General features: G+C 32.7%; 17 protein-coding genes and 2 pseudogenes. 8 read left to right on the top strand and 11 right to left on the bottom strand.

Features of this window, described 5'->3' with window-relative positions; translation table 11 throughout:
* Window positions 1-84: 84 nt before the first annotated feature.
* The 4 genes and pseudogenes from htpG to SLH52_RS09455 form a co-directional block, all read right to left on the bottom strand.
* A complete protein-coding gene (gene htpG / locus SLH52_RS09470; RefSeq protein ID WP_320209015.1) occupies window positions 85-1,965 on the bottom strand; it encodes a molecular chaperone HtpG in 1,881 nt (626 codons plus the stop codon).
* Window positions 1,966-2,252: 287 nt separating this feature from the next.
* Window positions 2,253-2,633: pseudogene (locus SLH52_RS09465) on the bottom strand (GNAT family N-acetyltransferase); the annotation flags it as partial.
* Between the two features lie 60 nt (window positions 2,634-2,693).
* Complete coding sequence (locus SLH52_RS09460) at window positions 2,694-3,695, bottom strand: phosphotransferase enzyme family protein (RefSeq protein WP_320209014.1); 1,002 nt, start codon at window positions 3,693-3,695, stop codon at window positions 2,694-2,696.
* 45 nt (window positions 3,696-3,740) lie between these two features.
* Window positions 3,741-4,241 carry an N-acetyltransferase family protein gene (locus SLH52_RS09455; protein ID WP_320209013.1) on the bottom strand — a complete coding sequence of 167 codons (501 nt, stop codon included), beginning with the start codon at window positions 4,239-4,241 and terminating at the stop codon, window positions 3,741-3,743.
* A 295-nt stretch (window positions 4,242-4,536) separates the two neighbouring features.
* Between SLH52_RS09455 and SLH52_RS09450 the strand changes: the two genes are divergently transcribed.
* Window positions 4,537-5,223: a phosphotransferase enzyme family protein gene (locus tag SLH52_RS09450; RefSeq protein WP_320209012.1), complete on the top strand. Its 687-nt coding sequence runs from the start codon at window positions 4,537-4,539 to the stop codon at window positions 5,221-5,223.
* 742 nt (window positions 5,224-5,965) lie between these two features.
* On the opposite strand, the gene SLH52_RS09445 is transcribed toward SLH52_RS09450, so the two are convergent.
* The 4 genes from SLH52_RS09445 to SLH52_RS09430 form a co-directional block, all read right to left on the bottom strand.
* The gene (locus SLH52_RS09445; protein ID WP_320209011.1) at window positions 5,966-6,970 is read right to left on the bottom strand and encodes a toast rack family protein; all 1,005 of its coding nucleotides are present in this window, start codon (window positions 6,968-6,970) and stop codon (window positions 5,966-5,968) included.
* Window positions 6,971-7,200: 230 nt separating this feature from the next.
* Window positions 7,201-7,896, bottom strand: coding sequence for a Type 1 glutamine amidotransferase-like domain-containing protein (locus SLH52_RS09440; protein WP_320209010.1), 696 nt, complete (start codon window positions 7,894-7,896; stop codon window positions 7,201-7,203).
* Between the two features lie 93 nt (window positions 7,897-7,989).
* On the bottom strand, window positions 7,990-8,769 hold the full coding sequence (locus tag SLH52_RS09435; RefSeq protein WP_320209009.1) for a Cof-type HAD-IIB family hydrolase: 780 nt from the start codon (window positions 8,767-8,769) through the stop codon (window positions 7,990-7,992).
* 322 nt (window positions 8,770-9,091) lie between these two features.
* Complete coding sequence (locus SLH52_RS09430) at window positions 9,092-9,523, bottom strand: NUDIX hydrolase (protein WP_320209008.1); 432 nt, start codon at window positions 9,521-9,523, stop codon at window positions 9,092-9,094.
* A 118-nt stretch (window positions 9,524-9,641) separates the two neighbouring features.
* On the opposite strand from SLH52_RS09430, the pseudogene SLH52_RS09425 reads away from it, so the two are divergent.
* Window positions 9,642-9,755, top strand: a pseudogene (locus SLH52_RS09425) (hemin ABC transporter ATP-binding protein); the annotation flags it as partial.
* Window positions 9,756-9,859: 104 nt separating this feature from the next.
* On the opposite strand, the gene SLH52_RS09420 reads toward SLH52_RS09425, so the two are convergent.
* Window positions 9,860-10,336: a GNAT family protein gene (locus tag SLH52_RS09420; RefSeq protein WP_320209007.1), complete on the bottom strand. Its 477-nt coding sequence runs from the start codon at window positions 10,334-10,336 to the stop codon at window positions 9,860-9,862.
* A 412-nt stretch (window positions 10,337-10,748) separates the two neighbouring features.
* On the opposite strand from SLH52_RS09420, the gene SLH52_RS09415 reads away from it, so the two are divergent.
* Both SLH52_RS09415 and SLH52_RS09410 read left to right on the top strand, forming a co-directional pair.
* Window positions 10,749-11,510: a hypothetical protein gene (locus SLH52_RS09415; RefSeq protein WP_320209006.1), complete on the top strand. Its 762-nt coding sequence runs from the start codon at window positions 10,749-10,751 to the stop codon at window positions 11,508-11,510.
* 11 nt (window positions 11,511-11,521) lie between these two features.
* Window positions 11,522-12,241 carry an AAA family ATPase gene (locus SLH52_RS09410; RefSeq protein WP_320209005.1) on the top strand — a complete coding sequence of 240 codons (720 nt, stop codon included), beginning with the start codon at window positions 11,522-11,524 and terminating at the stop codon, window positions 12,239-12,241.
* Between the two features lie 466 nt (window positions 12,242-12,707).
* Here the strand turns inward: SLH52_RS09410 and SLH52_RS09405 are convergent, their stop codons facing one another.
* The gene (locus SLH52_RS09405) at window positions 12,708-13,475 is read right to left on the bottom strand and encodes an SDR family oxidoreductase (RefSeq protein WP_320209004.1); all 768 of its coding nucleotides are present in this window, start codon (window positions 13,473-13,475) and stop codon (window positions 12,708-12,710) included.
* A 485-nt stretch (window positions 13,476-13,960) separates the two neighbouring features.
* Here SLH52_RS09405 and SLH52_RS09400 point away from each other — a divergent pair, with 485 nt between their 5' ends.
* The 4 genes from SLH52_RS09400 to SLH52_RS09385 all read left to right on the top strand — a co-directional run bounded on the left by SLH52_RS09400 (window position 13,961) and on the right by SLH52_RS09385 (window position 17,175).
* Entirely contained in the window at window positions 13,961-14,107 is a 147-nt protein-coding gene (locus tag SLH52_RS09400; protein ID WP_320209003.1) for a hypothetical protein, read from the top strand.
* A gap of 162 nt (window positions 14,108-14,269) precedes the next feature.
* Window positions 14,270-16,045: an ABC transporter ATP-binding protein gene (locus SLH52_RS09395; protein ID WP_320209002.1), complete on the top strand. Its 1,776-nt coding sequence runs from the start codon at window positions 14,270-14,272 to the stop codon at window positions 16,043-16,045.
* A 22-nt stretch (window positions 16,046-16,067) separates the two neighbouring features.
* The gene (locus tag SLH52_RS09390) at window positions 16,068-16,601 is read left to right on the top strand and encodes a MauE/DoxX family redox-associated membrane protein (RefSeq protein WP_320209001.1); all 534 of its coding nucleotides are present in this window, start codon (window positions 16,068-16,070) and stop codon (window positions 16,599-16,601) included.
* A gap of 1 nt (window position 16,602) precedes the next feature.
* Window positions 16,603-17,175, top strand: coding sequence for a TlpA family protein disulfide reductase (locus SLH52_RS09385; RefSeq protein ID WP_320209000.1), 573 nt, complete (start codon window positions 16,603-16,605; stop codon window positions 17,173-17,175).
* A gap of 88 nt (window positions 17,176-17,263) precedes the next feature.
* Here SLH52_RS09385 and SLH52_RS09380 read toward each other — a convergent pair whose 3' ends face one another.
* The gene (locus SLH52_RS09380; RefSeq protein ID WP_320208999.1) at window positions 17,264-20,266 is read right to left on the bottom strand and encodes a carbohydrate-binding protein; all 3,003 of its coding nucleotides are present in this window, start codon (window positions 20,264-20,266) and stop codon (window positions 17,264-17,266) included.
* Between the last annotated feature and the right edge of the window lie 119 nt (window positions 20,267-20,385).

The raw sequence follows: 20,385 nt of genomic DNA, 5'->3' as shown, positions 1-20,385 counted from the left end.
CTGAACAGTATTGTCATGTTCAATAACCTTTTCCCTAAATGAAAGACTCCCTTTACAATACGAGTAAAGGGAGCAAGCATTTTGTTATACCATGATTTTACACATATCATTCGTAAACTCTACAGGATCATTGATCGGCAACCCTTCAATTAGAAGCGCTTGGTTATACAACAGGTTTGTGTATAAGTCTACTTTTTCCTTATCTGTTTCAAAAGCACTCTTTAATGATTGGAACACATCATGGTTAATATTAATCTCTAACACTTTATCAGCTTTAATATTTTGGTTATCAGGCATTGCATTAAGGACTTTTTCCATTTCTATACTTACTTCACCATCAGTTGATAAGCATACAGGGTGCGTCTTTAATCGTTTTGATACTCTAACATCCTTCACTTTACTTGATAATATATTTTTCATATATTCGAAGAGGTCTTTATTGCTTTCCTCCTCTTGATTATCCTCGTTTTGCTTGTCATCAGAATCAATTCCTAAGTCACCACTTGAAATAGACTTAAATTCCTTTTCTTTGTAATTCATTAACATTCTAATAGCAAACTCATCTATATCATCAGTGAAATATAAAATTTCATAACCTTTATCTAGTACCATCTCTGTCTGTGGTAGCTTTTCAATTCTGTCGTGTGTTTCTCCAGCAGCATAATAAATATATTTCTGATCTTCTGGCATTCTTGACACATACTCATCTAGTGTTACCATCTTCTTCTCTTTTGAAGAATAGAACATGATGAGATCCTGCAGTTCTTCCTTATGTGTGCCATACTCACTATACACACCATATTTTAATTGTCTACCAAAAGATTGATAAAACTGTTCATATTTTTCTCGGTCGTCCTTAAGTAAACTTAATAATTGGCTTTTTATTTTTTTCTTAATATTTTTTGCAATAAGCTTTAGTTGACGATCATGCTGTAAAATCTCTCTAGAAATATTTAAAGATAGATCTTCAGAGTCGACCATCCCTTTTACAAAACTAAAATGATCAGGCAGCAAATCTGAGCATTTTTCCATAATTAAAACACCATTGGAATACAGCTCTAAGCCCTTTTCAAATTCTTTTGTATAATAGTCATATGGTGTTTGTTGTGGGATGAATAAAATCGAATTATATCTAACTGCACCATCAACACTAATATGTATATGTTTTAGCGGCTTATCAAAGCCGTAATGTTTTTCAGCATAAAAATTCTCGTAATCTTCGTCGGTTAGCTCACTTTTATTCTTTCTCCAAATCGGAACCATGCTGTTGAGCGTTTGTTCTTCTTGTACATCTTCAAATTCGTCTTCGCTACCTTCTTTAGGTCTTTGTTCGGTAACGTCCATTTTTATTGGGTAACGGATGAAATCCGAGTATTTTTTAATAATAGATTTTAATCGAAACTCTTCTAAGTATTCATCATACGTTTCATCTTCTGTATTCTCTTTGATTGTTAAAATAATATCTGTTCCTACTTCATCTTTTTCGTAAGGCTCAATCGTATATCCATCTGCCCCATGAGATTCCCATTTGTATGCTTCTTCACTACCTAATGGCTTCGTAATAACAGTGACAACGTCAGCTACCATAAATGCTGAATAAAACCCTACACCAAATTGACCTATAATATCATGGCCATCTTTAATTTCAGTTTCTTTTTTAAACGCTAACGTACCGCTCTTCGCAATAACCCCTAGGTTATTTTCTAGCTCCTCTTTCGTCATACCAATACCAGTATCAGAAAGCTTCAATATTCTATTTTCTTTATCAATGACTACCTTCATATAGTAATTATCTTTTTCGAAAGTAATCGTATCATCTGTTAATGCTTTATAATAAATTTTGTCAATCGCATCACTCGCATTGGAAATTAATTCTCTTAAAAAGATTTCCTTTTGTGAATAGATGGAGTTAATCATCATCTCTAATAACCTTTTCGATTCTGCTTCAAACTGCTTTACAGTCATATAAACCTCTCCTTTCAGTACAATCCTACTTTAATTTTTAATATATGTAAAACATACTGGTCATACATTTAGCACTCAAACCATTTGAGTGCTAACCTATTAATTAAATAACATACTAGACTGTACTATGTCAACATTTAGTGTAAATTAAGATTTCACAGTTTTATTGGGTCAAATTCAGATGTTTATCGGTCAAATTATGCAACTTTCGGGTCAAATACTGATTTTATTGGGTCAATTTGAACTTTTTTATGGTCAATATCAAGCTGTTATCGGTTTTTCGACTTTTAGAACACCTTAGCGTATATACAAGTATCTCTCAACTCATTCGAATCAATAGCACCATTCTCATTTTTTACAATTCCTTCTAACGTATAATCTAAGCGTTCTGGAATTGCTCTACTTTTAACATTTCTTGAATCACAGCGTATTTCAATTCTTCTCGCTTTCAATTCATTTTTAGCAAAATTAGTAATTCCTTGCACGGCTTCCGTCATATAGCCCTTACTAGTGAAACGTGAAATCAACCAGTATCCTATTTCAAACTTTGGAATAGACCAATCGATTCTATGTAATCCGGAGGAAGCAACAAGCTGTCCAGAATCTTTCAAGAAAAGGAGGAGGCGTAAATCATCTCTTTCCAAAAAATTCACATGTGCTTCTCTAATAATTGTACCGTTTCTTAAAAGAATCTCGATAAGCACCTGTTAATAATCTGAAATATCAGCTCAGTTGAGTAAAGCTAATAAACTTTCTCCACGTTTTATATATATTTGTAAATGTTCTTCTAGTAAATTTGGGTCGTGATTTAGTATATTTATAGTTTTCTTAGTGAAATTCCAATTTATACAACCTGAGAGCCATATTAATGACCTTAACCGCTCAAAGTCTTTATCATCTAATATATCCGTTGCACGATAGCCTTCTATAAAAGCTGCTGCTACATTAGATGACATCTTATGAGAATGTACTCCGTCAGTTCTTGAATACCACTTAACGAGCCAAGCTAAACCTTCCACTCTATCTACGTACCCTATTGATTCAAAATCAACGATTCCTTTTAAACTTCTTTGCTCATCCCAAAGTATATTTAAAGGATTTAAATCCGACTGTACAATAAATTCATAGTTCCCTACCGTTGATCTTTCAATGTGATGTTCAATTAGCATGACATAATCTTTTATTATCTGTAGATGCTTTTTTGAAATAGATGCTGTAGCTACATTTTCATGAATTTTCTTGATAAAATCCCTATAGCCATGAAGGTGTGATTTTTTTAGTAACAAATCACTATGAAAGTCACTTGACACATCATGAATACGCCTTGCCACTCTTCCAAATTTACTTGCAAGGTATTCATTATAATGAGTGATATGTATACCTTCCATCCATTCAAACAAAACAAACAACAATAGGTTATTATCCCATTTGAGAGATATAAATGGTTCATTTTTTGAAGTTTGTTTTACACGCATAAATGGAATTTGATTATCAACAAGATAGTTACAAAAACGAATTTGCTCCATCATAATAGTCTCATTTAATAAACCAAAGGCATGATGAGGGGAACGACTTTTTTTAATAAACCTTGCAGAATATCTTTTTCCACCAGCAACTATTTTGTAATGAAGATCATTATTCCAACTGTTATGATGTAGTTCTTTTTCAATAATTACTGTATGTTTATCTAGCGTATAGTGCTTAAGAGCTTCATGAATTAATTTATCCAATTATTTCTTATCCTCCTGTAATAGTATTGTGAATTTACAATACTATCAAATTCCTACTTTGCGACTTCTTCTTTCTAATAAAATGACATCACGCCACCTACCTTGCATTTTGCCAATATGCTTTTGAATACCAATTTCTCGAAACCCCGCTTTTTTGTGTAGTGCAAGACTAGAAGTATTCTCAAGAAAGATTCCCGCTTGTAACGTCCATATCCCTTCCTCTTCACTCGATTTAATGAGCATTTCCATCAGTTTCGATCCAATCCCTCTTCCTTGGCTAGCACTACTTACATATACACTTATTTCAGCAACACCATTATACACACATCTACTTGAAACTGGACTTAACGCAGCCCAACCTAAAACCTCGTCACCATCCCGTGCAACAAACCGACATTCATTCAAATGATTACGATCCCACTCCTCCCACATTGGAGCTTTATCTTCAAATGTGGCATTGCCAGTATTTATACCCTCTTGATATATGCCCTTTACTTGTTCCCAATCTTTTGGAAACATCTTGTCTAATATTATTCTTTTGGTCATATAATCACCTTCCTAACATTACTATTCAATAATAATTTCTTAAATCCTGTTAGGATAAGCAAGCGGATATTAATACTTGATTGTATCTTAACTAATTTTCATACAAATATTAGCAGGAGAAATTGGTTCAATAATTGAAATACAAGCATGAGGTATATGTTCAACAAAGAGGAATATCGTGACTTCCAGCTTAAGCAAAATGACTAAGTCCCTTTACTACCTCTCACTCAATGCATACCCGTTACAAAATTAACATGCATTTTGAACATCTCCTACTAACTTTTGAGGTGAGATAATGTCTATAAAGCATCTTAGTGATTTGTCATCTAATTGGGGAATTGAGATTTCAAATTCAGCAAAACTATCAGAAAGAGCAACTCTTATAACTACTAATAATGGAAAACGATATGTATTAAAGCAAAAAGAAAGCGTAGAAAAAACAATAAATGAAATAAAGCTATTGTTAAGTATAGATAAACAAGATTTCAAGGTACATCTACCCATTCAAACAAATGGAGGAGAATATTATTACTGTTCTGATGATGTTGTTTATTGTATTTACAACTACCTTGATGGTCAAACATTTAAAGCAATTGATGCAGTAAAAAATACAACTATACCTGAACTTCTTGGAAGTAGCATAGCTCAATTGCATCAAGTACTAAAACAAGTAAGTAATGATTTACAATTCCCCAAAAAGAACCTGTACAACCAAGTATTCGATTGGGCTGTTCATGAAATATTAAAAAATGAAGAAAACCAAGATTTAACAAGTATATATCATACTCTCCAGATCAATTTTAAAAATGTCATACATGATTTTCCACAGCAATTAATACATAGGGATGCACATATTTTTAACGTAATTATTCAAAAGGATAGACTTGCTGGTTTTGTAGATTTTGATATCGTTGAGCATAATGTTAGGTTATTTGATATTTGCTACTGCTCTACAAGTGTATTGAAACGAAATATTTTCTGATGAACCTTTGAGGGAAAAGTGGTTTGATTTTATTAAAAACTTGTTTGCAAGTTATCATGCAGTAAACCCTTTAAGTGAAATAGAAAGAAAGTCTGTTGCATTAGTGATGTTATCCATACAAACAATTTTCATGGCATTTTTTATGAATATACCTACCTTATTTAACGCAAATAAAAAAATGTTCTTATGGTTATATGAAAATAAAGAGAGGATTTTAAAACATAGTACACAAATAGTTGAATGATTTACGCTCTGAATTATAATAAATTTTCACTTTTCTCATAAAAGCTTTAGACAAATCACGTCTAAGGCCTTGTGCTCAAAAAATTAATTTCTAAACTTCGATAACAGATTGATTCAACAGAACCACTTAAGTGTCGTTTAATCTAGGTTCAATATAATAATCTGAGTCCCCACTTCATGTCAGCTGACCATTTACTTTATGTTATGCTCAATCTTTATCACCAACAAAATGGGGCATGGGCTCCAAAAAACTAGACATTCATTAGATTCTACCCCTTCTCCAAACGAAGCTGTGACATACTCCTCAAACCAACATATAGCACACGTAGTAATCTGAGCTTATGTTCCTTTATAGTATACAAATAATTACAAATTGGCTTTGACCGTACACTGAGACCTTTTGGGAGCTACAACGATAAAATGGCAATAGATTCTCGTCTAGATCCAAGTGCCTTAATAGATATTAGAATGTATGATAAGATCAATTTTCTCTATCTTCCTACTTAACTATAAACTCTATATCGCCAGTAGTGAGAATTGTATTAATATTAACAATAACATCTGCATTATCATAAGCATTATTTACATAAAAGTCATCTGCATTTGAGAATAGTCTTTTTAAATTTGTTGATTGAAATCCTTTATTAGAGTTAATTTTAACTCCTACATCAGAAGGTAAATATATTTTTGTACTTCCCATAGCTTTTTTAAGAGTAACGTCAAAACTTTTTTCCCAGTCACCACTTAAGTCAATAGTCAGTTCACCAATTGCAGAATTGATATTTAAATTGTTTAATTGTAAACCACGTAAATCTAACTCAGTGTATGTTGCCCCCGCATTAATATTAAGGTCCATTGGGATTTCATCTGACAAATTAATATCCCATCTATTATTTTGACTACCAGAAAAATCATTAAAACCATCAATAATTGAAGCTTTGTCAGGTTGTTTTACTGTTATTGTTCCTTTGTCCATAATTAAGTCATATGAAACAACTGGCTTAACTTCTACATCTTCATATTTAAAAATTCCTTCTGCCCAACCTTTTGCACCATTAGAAACATTTAAATAACCTGCACCATAATATAACATAACCTCAAGTTTCTTGGCATTGTCCTCCTTTATTTCATGTATTTCTTCTTTTATAATATTTTCCCTGACCTCTTCTTTGTTAAAATTTTCTGTCATAGTTGCTATTTCAACATTTTCTGTTGCGGTTTCTTTTTCAGCATTTTCGACTTTAGTTGCTAATTCAGTATTTTCTGTCGCAGTTTCTTTTTCAGTAATTTCTGCTTTAGTTGCTATTTCAGTATTTTCTGTCGCAATTTCTTTTTCAGTACTTTCTGCTTTAGTTGCTATTTCAGTATTTTCTGTCACAATTTCTTTTTCAGTACTTTCTGCTTTGGTTGCTATTTCAGTATTTTCTGTCGCAGAATTAAAACCGCATGAAGTTGCAAAAAACAATCCAATTATTACCATCACAAAGCCGACAAACCTCTTCATTATTGATCCTCCATAGTTACTAGGATAGTAAGAAACAAATACTTTCACGTTCAATTTGTAATATACAAATGAGAGATGAGTCAAGGCTTACAAGATTTTGATAGCGTATTTTTAATGATTTTGTGTAAATAAAGAATATATTCTACTAGTAGCAATTCTTTATTCTATTTAACTCTTTAAATCATTGTGAGAGCTTAACTAAGATAGATAAGCATTTTTACAGCTATTTCTTAAGAGCCTAAAAAATATGTCTGTAACTCTTCCTCTATATTGTGTTTATTCAAAGAGACTTGATAAGCCTTTGCATTTGGCCTTGAGCTAATAATTTTATTTACGTTTTGTTCAATAAAATGAATGGCAACTCCGTCATCTGCAGCAATACCGCCTTGTATGTCTCCACTATTAATTAATCTGTGATACGCTGGTCTCCGATCTATTTCTCCATCGTAGTGAGGACAATGGCTTCCTTGTAAAAAACCTAAACATTTAATAGACTCTAGCCCTTCTCCAAACGAACTTGTAACACCTTCCTCAAACCAACATATTGCACCAGCACTAATACCAGCTAATATAATTCCTTTGTTCCAAGCTTTTCTCAAGATGTGGTCGAGCCCCCACTCTTTCCATAATACTAATAAGTTTTTAGTACTACCTCCACCCACGTAAATTATATCTTTCTTCAATAAAAATCCCTCTAAATCCCTTGTTTGTGGCTTAAATAAAGATAAATGGGATGGGTTACAATTTTGCTTATGAAAAAACTGGTAAAATCTCTCTATATAATCTTCTGCATCCCCGCTAGCAGTCGGAATAAAGCAAATGCTAGGCTTTGGTTTTATAGATTGCTTTAATATGTACTGATCCAACAGGGGATTATCAGGTTCCATGGAGAAACCACCCCCACCTAATGCTATGATTTGTCTCACATAAATACCTCCAATCAATCTAGCACTTACGCGTTTAATGTTTATCCAATAGTAAATGAATTCAGCCCTTACAAACCTTCCAAATAATTCCTTCTATCTTACCATTCTCTCCAATATTTTTGCAACTCCGTCATTGTCATTAGTATCCGTTACCTCGTCGGCTATCTCTTTAAGTTCTTCGACAGCATTTGCCATTGCAATAGAGTATCCATTCATATTAAACATGTCCAAATCATTATAATCATCTCCAAAAACAATTACATCCGATTGTTTGACACTAAAATGATTACATAATCTTAGTATCCCAGTTTTCTTTGATACATTTTTATTCATTATTTGAATGAGCTTACCATTGTCTGTCACGATTAATTTAACATACTCTCCGAACAGCTCCTGTAGCTTCTTAGCATCATTGAAACCTGTAAGTAACAGCTTTGTTGCTTCAAGCCCTTTTAATTGCTCAACTGGTAAAATACGTGGACGATGTTTAACATTGAATATTGAAGCTTCACAAATATCTTCATTTGCAAACCATTTATCTCGTACTTCAACACTGACAGAACAATTTTGATCGTAGTCTAAGCAATAGTCAAAGATCTTAGCAGTTATTTTCTTCGATATAGATATATGTTCTTCAAAATGTGTTAAGTGATCAACAACAAGAGCACCATTATAGTAAACAAATGATGATACGTCTCGTAACACTGTAGGTAAAAAGGTTTTGACTGAACGTGGAGGTCTTGCTGTAGCTATAATTATTTTTTTACCATTATTATAGCAATTAAGCACAGCTTGCAAGTTTCTATTAGTAATGTGTCTTTCATTATTCAGTAATGTTCCATCAAGATCCAATGCAATAATAGCTGGATTCAACTAAATTCCCCCTCTCTGAATAGAGCCTTTCTAACTATAGTAAGCTACTATTTTTTTACAGGCTCTTCTCGTAAACTGTGTTGTTATTGTTACCGAATTAGTACCATAAAAAGTGGTGTTACATTGTTCTTCCTCGTTGTACAGATGAAAAGATGCCACGAACAACGCTAGTTGTGTAAGCAACAATTAATGCGTAAACAGTCTTTTAAAACAAATTCGATGTTCTTACCACATATAAGTTAATTACATGAGTTTGAACTTAAAAATTAAAAATTCAGGTAGAGAATATTCCACCTGAAAAAATGGTCAACAAAAACTTCGGTTAAACCTTCGACAATCGCAGCTTGGAATCAGCTAGTGTAATATTTTCAACTAAATAATCTGGTAATCCTTCTTGATTCATAATTTGTTCCGTAGTCAACCACATTAACTCGTCTACTTCATCAGGGCTTTTTGCAAATGGCTTGCCAGATTCATATTCACAAAGAAATACGATATCTACTACATGCTGTCCAAGATCGGTAACAAACGACGAGCTGTTTACATACCCAACAATTGTAACTTGAACTCCAACTTCTTCGAATATTTCTCGCATTAGAGTTTTTTCTAAAATATCTGTACAATGTCCTTCTCTTTCAACCTTTCCACCAACTAAAGAGAGCTCACCACCTGCATGCTCTTCTTTCATACTTCGACGAATCATTAACCACTTTCCATCTTTATTAATAGCACCTTCAACATTGACAATAAACATGCGTATCCCCCTATTCCATTTTCTAAAATGTGAACCTTAGCGTTGTTGTATGTATGAAATAAAAATTATCCTCCACCCAATCCAAGTAATATGTAATGTGTTTTATTTAGGCTCATACCTAGACTCTGAACGAGGAAGAGTTGTCGTACAAATACTTGCTGATGAAGTAAAATCAAGAGGCAAATCTGCCATTATGGTTACGCATGATCAGCGTATGTTAGATTTATGTTAACGTGTTGGATATATCAAAGATGGTAAGCTAAGCGAATCGTCAAATGAGCTTAACGCCTTAAATTAAACTGAAATAGCTTAACTAAGGAGTGTACAAATACCTCCTTAGTTATTCGATGAACAATTATATTCCATGGAAATAAATTCGAATAACCCACCATTTGTATTTTGTTCAAAAGTCCTACCCTCTACAAAACCTGCCTTCTTATAGACCTTAATTGCCCGTTTATTAAATATAGCAACTGAAAGAGTTATTTTTTGCGGTTTATATTTCGTTTTAGCATAGTTCAGACCAGCTCTCAAGAAATCTAAACCTAAACCATGCCCAGTTAATTCAGGCTTCAGTCCCAACCCTATATCGACTATAGTTGTACCAGTTTCTGTAAAACTCATAAACCCGATAATTTCATTTTTTCTTTTAACTACATAATAATAATCTCTACGTTTGTTTGCATCTAAAAACTCAGCTAAATCTTCTTGATCTGCTTCCATGTCATAAAAGGAATACTCTCCATCATAGTGCCAATTGAACGCTATATCCTCCGCTTGTTTTTGTGACATTTTTGTAAAGTCGTAAGTCATAATTCTTTCCTCTCTCTCAAAACATTGTCCTTTTCATGCTTGCTCACTGCTGCAATAGTCCAATCCAACTTTACTAACTAAAACTGTTCACACTTAATTAAAGTTGCTTTCGCCTAGATTAATATATTTATAAATAATAACATTGCTTATACAACTAGTATTCGTGGCTTCTCTGCTTCTATTAAATGATTGCAGCAATTAAAAACCCCTTTCTTTAACAATATCAGAATAGGAAACGAAAAGAGTTTTTCTTCAATAAATATTATATTGATACAACTACTCTATGGTGGTATAATTTACCTCGAATTTAAAATTGTAAGAATATTTTTTATAAATACAATTGCTTATAAAATGGCAACAACGTAAATAGAGTTTACCTACACAAATTATATTGTAAGGAGATCTTTTACATATGTTCAATAAGGTTAGAGAGTTCTACTTATTGTTTAATAAGGTTAATTTCAATAGTAAGATAACACTTATGTGGCTAATTCTGTTCCCATTGCTTACGGCTATTCTTTATAATATGAAATTCCTTTCTGAGAAGCCTAGCGAAAGTGTTTTTTTAATGTATTTTGGAGGTTACATAGCACTAATCATCATTTTAACAGCTTTTAATGTATGTACGAATATAATTCAAATGAGAGAACAAGGATTTTTAAAAAGATTTTTCTTTATTACGGGAAGTAAACTCCCTATTATAATTGGATTATTTTTGTCATTCTTTACAATTGCAATATTATCTATATCTACTTTTACAATTTGTAGTTCCATACTATTTTTAGGAAGCACACATCTTACATTGAAATTTTGGTTATTAGGTGTCGTTTTGTTACTCGTCTCTTTTATTCCTATAACATTTCTCTGTCTCTTCTTGTTAGTTCTTCCTATAAAGCAAGAATCTTTAATTACTTTTGCAAGTATTATTATGTTTTTGTTATTTATGACATCCTTTAACAATAGTCTATCTATAGATGTCCCTGCTTATCTAAGTCTTATTAACCCTGTAAATGTTGTACTTAACCTAGAAAACTATTTAATGTCAGTATTATTTCAAAATGATTTTAACTATATTAATATGTATTTTACGATTTTATTGCTTGGTGTTTATTTGACTATTGGGTTCTATTCCTACAAATCATTTAAGATTACAGCATTAAACTCGAGATCTTAGGAGAATTGGACATGATTACAGTTGAAAATCTAACTTATGAATACAAAAAGTCAAAAATAAAACGAAAGATACTCGATCAGCTTCATATCAAGTTTAAACCTAATAAAATTAATGTATTATTAGGTTCTAATGGTAGCGGAAAAACTACGCTGTTTGATTTAATATCTGGTTCCATAAAATCGCCAAATGAAATAAAAAATACACCTAGACAAAAAGATATTTTATATATGACTCAAAGCACCTTATTGCCTTATTCAATAACAGGAAAAGATATCTTCAGGCTCTACCTTCATACTGACCATAGTACGAATTACAAAATTACGAAAGAACCTTTTTTCATAGATGGAATGGACACTTTTGATAAAGATATGGTAACTAGGCTGTGGCAAACAAAAATAGGTGATATGTCCATTGGTGAAATAAGATGGCTTCATGTAACGGCCATAACGTTATTAAAAAGGAAGCTTTATATATTTGATGAACCTACCGCAGGTATTGACCCACACGCTCGAGAGCGTATATTAACGAGAATTCAACTACTTACAAAAAGGGCAGACACAACAGTTCTAATGTCTACACACATCATGCAGGATTTAGAATATTTGAAAGCAAATTGTGCAATATTTTTCCTATCAAAAGGAAAAATCATATTTGAAGGAGATTATAAAGAGTTTACGAACATTGGTAAAAACAATAGTCTTGATGCTGCTTTTAAAGAATTAATTTCCTAAAATATATCGGCTTGTTATAAATATATAGCAAGTCGTTTTATGATTTCCTGGTCAGAAGACTCCCACTTAATGACTTTTGACATACCAAAATTCAACGAATAATAGATTGTTTAAAAAGTATAGATTGAACTATAAAAACTGAAGGCATGAGGTTGATGTATCATTTCGTCTACAACGAAAAAACTTTTAGGGGTAAACCTACCTACAGAAATAGCTGAATAACAAGCGGTTTAGCTCACTTATTATTTAATAGTTTTAAATTGAATATAGAACTTCTATTACCTAAATTCTTTATTAAATGTGCTGATGGCAATGATGACTATTAAACTAGCCACTTTATTCTAGTTAACAGAAATAAAGTGGCTCGAATTTAGGACTTTACATACGGTTACATACACTTTATCAAGAGTAATCTTATATATGTGTAACAAAATTTAGTATTAAGACACTAGCATAACATCATGTTCTATCTTAACCTTGTTGTCGCCCCACCATCTAAAGGCATAATTACACCAGTCACCCATGATGCACGATCACTAGCTAAATATAGGATTGCCTCAGCTACATCCTCTGGTTGACCATTTCTTCCTATTGGATGAAATTCATTAAAGGTAGGTAATGTTTTAGAAACTTGTTCTTCAGACATAAATGTGTTGTAAATTGGTGTTTCTACCACAGCTGGTGCAACTGCATTCACACGAATGTTATCCTTAGCAAATTCTACAGCTAAGTTTTTAGTAAGTGCGTGTCTGCCTGCCATTGCTGCTGAATATGCAGTAGATGGTGTCGCTTCTACTGATTGAATTGCCCACATTGAACCAGTATTGACGATTGCGCCACCTCCACGTTTTTTCATTTCAGGGATAGCTACCTGTGCTGGATAGAAGGTACCTTTAACGATCACATCAATATAACTGTTCAAATCATCTTCTGTGTGATCTAAAAAACTAGTTGGGGTGAAGATTCCAGTATTAGCAACTAGTACATCCACACCTCCAAATTCTTCAACTGCTACTGTAACTAATTTTTCAGACGTAGCTTTAACACTTATATCTCCTGCCACATATGCAATGTTTTTACCTGTAGGATCAAGTTCCTTCGCTGCTTCTGTTAAGATACTTTCTCTTCTCCCATTTATGACTACTTTCGCACCTTCACCGATAAACTTCTTAGCCGTAGCCTTTCCAATTCCAGAGCCACCACCTGTAATGATTACCACTTTATCTTTGAACATCTTGCATTCCTCCTGTTGTTTTTAATTTGACCAAAAGATCAATATCACTTGCTTATGCACATTTTACCTACCAATAGGTAGAATTGCAAGAGAAAAGACTTTTTTCTAATCTACTTTCCACAATGATTTTATATATTTTATGTGAAGAGAGCTACAATTCATAGCTCTTTTCATGAACTTTGTTGTTACTGGATATTAGATCAATTCTCCTGAATGTAGTAGGAGTTTTCTTTATTGTTGTATGAATATAACAATTTCATTATTAGTGTATATAACCATCCTACGCTTTAATTATTGTTATTTATAAATAATACAAATATAAATATATTTATTAAGTCGTTTAAAAACTTGAGGAAACGGAAGGAAATGCTGGAAAATACTTCTCTAATAGACTCTCATAATAAAATATGGAATTTTTAAGCATTTACCAATTATATTATTATAAGGGATGTAAACATTTTTTTACATAGAGGGAGGAAATTTACATGTTAGCAAAATTAGCAGGGTTATTATCGGGTAAAGTTACACTTCAAGGTGAATGTGGTGATCCAAAATGCGCTTGTGGCTTTAAAGAAGTTTGTGGATTTAACATTGATACTGGCCGAAAAGAATGTCACTGTGTAAGAATTTAATTACAACATTATAGCTATGCTTTTCTGCATACAGTCTATTATAGTTATTTCATATACTTATGTTTAATAACTATTGTAAGCATTTAAAGACTGATAATTACTAGTAATTATCAGTCTTTATCTTGTAATCTACTATTTTTTTATTAAGCAAGAGGAGACTCCATGAATCAAAACTACTTCAAAATGTCATTCTTATTTATTTTTAAACATGCAAAGTATTGGGTATTTATTTCTCTTATTTTCGCTATTATAACCGGATTAATTCCAATTATAATCGTATGGCTGTCGAAGGAAATTATCAATTTTATTTCATCTGTACTACAAGGAAATAGTGATATATATAGCACCCAGTTATGGTTTTTGTTATCTTTCCAATTAGCGATTTTTATATTACAAAAATCAGTAGTGAATATTCAGCTATATATAAATACTCGCTACGAAAAAAAATTAGATTATATTTTAGAAAAAATGGTTTCAGAGAAATCGGTAAATTCTCCTTTAGCATTTTTTGAAAATGCTAAATTTCATAATCATCTTGAAAGAATTCAGTATAATAAGGGCATTCGGTTAATGTCACCCGTTCTGTCTACGTTGAATATCTTTCAAGGGATAATCACCCTCACCAGTTTATTTATTTTTTTATTTACATATCATTGGTTACTAATTGTCATTGTGTTAGTCATTGTTATACCGATCATATACATACGTATAAAATACGGTAAAAAAGAGTTTTTAATGCATTTGTATCAAACTCCCAATGCCAGAGAGCAATCGTATCTCGCTGCATTACTCACAAATAGGGTAAGTGCAAGTGAAATTAGATTATTTAATCTAAAAGATTTTTTTCTTAACAGGTGGTCTTATCTGTTCAAGAAAATTAATAGAGAATATTTAGCCCTTATAAAATCTCGAGAATTTGCAAATATAAGTACAAATGTGTTATCTTCCGTTCTTTACTTTATCGTAAGTATTTTCTTGTTGAGGTTTGTAAGAAATAAGTCGATTCAAATAGGTGATTTTGTTAGTATCCTTCAATCAGTACAGGCTGCTGAGAGAAGCTTAACTGATATTTCATATAATATCGGACAAATTTACAGTGAAACACTATACATTAGAGACCTTTTTGAATTTCTAGATTTTGAAGATACGAATTATATTCAGCCTGAGGTTAAAGAAAAAAAACCTTTTTCGTTTCAATCATGTATAGAATTTCGAAATGTTTCCTTTAAATACCCATATAGTGAACAACAAGCTTTGAAAAATGTGAGTTTTAAAATAGCGTACGGTGATAAAATAGCAATCGTTGGACAAAACGGGTCTGGAAAAACAACTCTCATATACTGTTTGATGGGGCTTTATCCAATAAATCAAGGTGAAATATTAATCGATGGAGTAAATATTCAAGAGATAGATGCAACTGATCTATATAAGAATATCACGGTGATTTTTCAGGATTATATGAAATATAATTTATCCTTAAAGCAAAATATCGTACTGGATAGTCTAGAAGATACACAAAAATTAACAGCAGTAACGAGCATCTCAAATGTTAATAAAATTTCGGAAAAACTGAAAGATGGAGATGAAACTGTCTTAGGGAAAATATTTTTAGAAGGAGAAGACCTTTCAGAGGGACAATGGCAAAAAATTGCGATTGCAAGAGCTTTATATAAAGAAGGTGAAATATTCATTCTTGACGAACCAACCTCAGCTCTTGACCCAAAAGCAGAAATAGAAGTGTACAACCAATTTGATAACCTAACAAAAAGAAAAACTGGCATTTTTATTTCTCATAGAATGGCCTCTGCAAGATTAGCAGATAAAATTTTTGTGATGCAAGATGGTGAAATAATCGAAGTAGGTAGTCATGAAGACTTAATGAATTTGGATCGCGAATACGCTCAAATGTATCAAATGCAATTAGATTGGTACAAATAAAATGATGTTAATAGGTGGTTATATGACTAGTTTTTCCTTAATATGTCAGTTATTCTTTGTCATCATGTTTCTTTCTACAGCCTTTAGTAAGATTACTAATTTTAAAGAACATGCTACAATTGTGAAAACCCTGGCATTCCTTTCCAAAACTTCTGGTAATATTCTCACTATTTTTCTTATTATTGCGGAAGTATTTATTCCAATCAGTTTTATGATAAACCTTCATTTTAGGACGACAGTATATGCTGCAATCATTCTATTGGTTATATACTGCTTTGGGATTATTATAAATTTGATGGCTAGTAATGAAAAAATGGATTGTGGCTGTGGAGGGATTTTACATTCACATAAATTATCTGGAGCTATTGTTATTAGGAATTTAATCTTTGTCTCTTTATTGATACTAATGGTTAATTATCCTATATCCATTGAATGGCAGGTTGGATTAATCCCATATTTACTTTCAAGTGTTTTAATCACAGTATTTTTTTACCTATTCTCTGAATATAGAGAAAGCATGAATAAGATTAAACAATTAGAAGAAGGAGTTCAATAGAATGGATACGAAATGGATTGTGTTAATTATTGTTCTATTTATCATCGTACTTTCTCTTGTCATCCTTAATATTAGAATGCTCAAGCTAATAGGAAGATATATACAGTATGTAGAATCATTTCAAGGAGGGTTCACCCCTAAGAAAATCGATAAAATCCCTAATATGAAAATTAAATCAGATTTAAACGATGAAGTTACTCTCTATGTCGATGAAAACTTAGATCAGGACCTTCTATTGGTTTTCATTTCACCAGGCTGTAGCGCTTGTAAATCTATTTACCCTCATTTGAATAGTAGTTTAAATAAATATCAAAATGTTTTTACGATGGTTGTTGTAGATAGTAATGCTGAGGAAGAAAATAGCGAATACTTCGATCATTTTGTAAAAGAGGGGTTACATTACGTGAATAGTAAAAAGGTTTATGATGATATTGGGATTAGTAGTGTACCTTATGTTATGTATGTAGGTAAAAATAGACAAGTTCTAGAACAAGGATATCCTAGTGATGCTGATTATATTTATCAAATCGCTGATAAGCATAATAGTAGCAATGACACAAAATTAATTGGCTAAAACTTTTGTTAAGCTAGTTATTTAACATTAAAGTAGCCACCTTATTATTGCTATAATAAAGTGGCTACTATGATTAGTTTAAAAGATATTAGGATGTTTTGTTAATCAGTTTTTCTAGCTCTTTTGCAATCTTACTAATATATTTTTCACTGTCAAAATTCTTTTTATCTAGCTCTCCTACCATACGCTCTAAATCTCTTTCGATATGCTCAGTAATATTTCGAACATGGATAACCGTTTCATTATCAGTTTCTTCAGCTAAAAAAGCTTCTTGAAGTAAGATTTTCACTTCTTCTCCATAGACTTCACCTAGCATGACACTGTTTACGATCATTGCTGATAATTGTTCCATTTGAATTGAATCAGATTTGAACTCTTCAATATGTTGCTGTAGCTGCTGAGCTGGATTAATAAACGTAAGCCAATTTACGTTACCTATGCCTCCAGTTTCACTTTTAAATACAAGATATAAATCATGGACACCTTTTGCTCCTGATATTTCAGCTGATTCAGTTACCCATGACTGCCAACCGCCTGTTTTCGTAATATGAATTGTTCCAATTAAATCTCCAGTAGGACTATCTAGATGAAGCTCAATCATCCCACCTTCAGAGTCAGTTGCTACCCTTGCTTCAACAGATACAGCTCCCTCACCAAAGTCAACATTGCTGTAACCTATATAATCTCCATTATCAGTATGACCAACGTTCAGGCCTCCACCAACGTCACTAGAATTTTCAGTTTGAACACCGTACTGTGTATCATAGTTTTCAGCTTCAATTTGTTCAAAAGCACTTATTGTAGGATTATCCTGTATGGCATCCGAAAATGCAAACCAGTTTAGGTTACCTATACCACCAGTTTCACTTTTGAACACAACATATAGGTCATGAACACCATCTGCCCCTAATACTTTTGCTGATCTTGTCACCCATGATTGCCAACCACCCGTTTTTTCAACATCTATAGTACTAATAACAGGCCCAGTTGGGCTATCTAATCTAAATTCAAGTTCTCCACCATCGGCATCTGTAGCTACTCTCGCTTCAACAGATATTGCACCACTTCCAAAGTTAACATTGTTAAATCCGATAAAGTCCCCGTCATCTGTATGCCCAACATTTAAACCATAACCAACATCATTAGCTCCTTCAGTTTGAATACCAAACAATGTATCATAGTTTTCAGCTTCAATTCTTTCAAATGGATTAACTTCGTTTGTAATTTCATTCGTTGCTGAAAATTCAAACCAGTTAAAGTTACCAATACCATTTGAGCCGCCTTTAAACACAATATACAAATCATGTACACCAATTGCATTTTCAACTTGGGCAGAACTAGTTATCCATGATTGCCAGCCACCTGTATTCGGAATATCTATTGTACTAATCAATGTGCCTGTTGGGCTTCCTAACCGAAACTCTATTTGTCCTCCATCAGCTTCTGTAGCAACTCTTGCTTTGACAAGTTTGGCACCATCATCAAAATTAACATTTTTAAATACTACATAATCATCATTATCAATTTGACCAACTACTAACCCACCACCTATATCATTTGCTGATTCAGTTGCAACACCTTCCATTGAAGAAAAGTTTTCAGCTTCCATTTGTTGATACGGGTAAAGTTCTACTATTCCACTATTTCCTTCCTGTTCACCGTTCCATGTAAAGGTAGCTACTGCACCAGCAGGAAGTGAATACTCAAACGCTTGTGTCCCCCACCTTACTTTAAACGTCTTTTGCTCATTTGTACTATTCATGGCAAGTAATACTTTTGAACCGTCTGGATTTTTAAATACAACATTTTCTATTTCCGTATTTTCATTTGACTCTATTCTCTTTGCCCCTGGTTTTACAAACTTACTAATATGTCCAAGCACGTAATACTCTACGTTCTTAACAATATCTCCAGTATCCTGATTTACTGTAACAACACCACGACAGTCAACACATCCACCATTTATCGGACCAAAATGTTCGTCTAGTGCTAAGTTCCAAAGTAAGACTGACTTTGCCCAATTGCGCGTTGCACCTATTACAATATTAGACATATTCCATTTTAAATTATCACCAAAATCAGTTGCCCATTCCCCACCAGAACATTCAGTAAACCAAATACCTTTATCTGGGTGTGCCTCATACACTGCAGATTGTGACTCTGGTGTACCTGCATAACAATGGAATGCACTTCCTGCTACATAAGAATTTGCCTCTTCATCATTTAACACTTGAATTGGATAATCAAATTCATTCCAATTGTGATCCCAGGCAATAATCTTTGTATCCGTTCCTTCTGAGTTAAAGGTAGGACCTAAATAATTTTTCACGAAATCAATTTGTTGATTTGCATCCATATACATACTTGGATAGCTAGTTGTTTCATGATGAGGTTCATTTTGCACTGTCACAGCATAAATTGGTAATCCTTCACTTTCATATGCTTGAAGGTATTTAACAAAATAATCCGCATAAGACTGATAATATTTAGGATCCAAGCTCCCTCCATTTAAAGTACCACTCTCTTTCATCCACGCTGGTGCACTCCACGGTGTACCTAAAATTTTCAATTGTGGATTAATACTTTTAATTTGTTGTAAAACAGGTATAACATTGATTCGATCTTCGTCAATTGTAAAATGACTTAAGGTTAGATCTATTTCACCTTCAGGCATATCATTGTACGTATAGCTTTTTAGATTAAAATCCGATGCACCAATTGTTTGACGTACAAAACTTAAATCAATACCCTTTTCACTAAATAAATCATTTAAAATTTGTTCCTTATCACTCTCATTTAATTGGTTCAACAAATACGCTGAAGAGCCTGAAACAGCAGCCCCAAACCCATCCATTTCTTGGTATTCAATATTTTCATCAATATGAATATCTGCCGATGAGCTATCTTTTGTAAACGTAATATCTTCTTGTTGCTCAAGTAATTTAGTTTCATCAGGGGTTGTAAGCCAAACTTGAACGGATTCACCTGCTGCAATACCTTTGTCTATCCCAACAAAACTTGTAAAAGTTAAACAGAATATAAGAAAAAACACCGCTATTGAACGAAGAGTTTTACTATTTCTTTTAAACATGTGCTATCTCCCCACCTTATATATATTTATTTTATAAACACAATTGTAAACGTTAACATTATTAAGCCTACAATTATTTGTTTTCTCTTACATTTACTCACCTACCTTTTTATCTCTTT

The sequence above is a fragment of the Cytobacillus sp. IB215665 genome, assembly GCF_033963835.1.
Lineage (GTDB): Bacteria > Bacillota > Bacilli > Bacillales > SM2101 > Nanhaiella.
This window is presented reverse-complemented; position numbering and strand designations above follow the sequence as displayed.

Bases quoted from the DNA above. Each gene is read 5' to 3' on its own strand.
- htpG (WP_320209015.1), bottom strand. From the start codon at position 1,965: ATGACTGTAAAGCAGTTTGAAGCAGAATCGAAAAGGTTATTAGAGATG.
- SLH52_RS09455 (WP_320209013.1), bottom strand. From the start codon at position 4,241: ATGACCAAAAGAATAATATTAGACAAGATGTTTCCAAAAGATTGGGAA.
- SLH52_RS09450 (WP_320209012.1), top strand. From the start codon at position 4,537: ATGTCTATAAAGCATCTTAGTGATTTGTCATCTAATTGGGGAATTGAG.
- SLH52_RS09445 (WP_320209011.1), bottom strand. From the start codon at position 6,970: ATGAAGAGGTTTGTCGGCTTTGTGATGGTAATAATTGGATTGTTTTTT.
- SLH52_RS09430 (WP_320209008.1), bottom strand. From the start codon at position 9,523: ATGTTTATTGTCAATGTTGAAGGTGCTATTAATAAAGATGGAAAGTGG.
- SLH52_RS09420 (WP_320209007.1), bottom strand. From the start codon at position 10,336: ATGACTTACGACTTTACAAAAATGTCACAAAAACAAGCGGAGGATATA.
- SLH52_RS09415 (WP_320209006.1), top strand. From the start codon at position 10,749: ATGTTCAATAAGGTTAGAGAGTTCTACTTATTGTTTAATAAGGTTAAT.
- SLH52_RS09410 (WP_320209005.1), top strand. From the start codon at position 11,522: ATGATTACAGTTGAAAATCTAACTTATGAATACAAAAAGTCAAAAATA.
- SLH52_RS09405 (WP_320209004.1), bottom strand. From the start codon at position 13,475: ATGTTCAAAGATAAAGTGGTAATCATTACAGGTGGTGGCTCTGGAATT.
- SLH52_RS09400 (WP_320209003.1), top strand. From the start codon at position 13,961: ATGTTAGCAAAATTAGCAGGGTTATTATCGGGTAAAGTTACACTTCAA.
- SLH52_RS09395 (WP_320209002.1), top strand. From the start codon at position 14,270: ATGAATCAAAACTACTTCAAAATGTCATTCTTATTTATTTTTAAACAT.
- SLH52_RS09390 (WP_320209001.1), top strand. From the start codon at position 16,068: ATGACTAGTTTTTCCTTAATATGTCAGTTATTCTTTGTCATCATGTTT.
- SLH52_RS09385 (WP_320209000.1), top strand. From the start codon at position 16,603: ATGGATACGAAATGGATTGTGTTAATTATTGTTCTATTTATCATCGTA.
- SLH52_RS09380 (WP_320208999.1), bottom strand. From the start codon at position 20,266: ATGTTTAAAAGAAATAGTAAAACTCTTCGTTCAATAGCGGTGTTTTTT.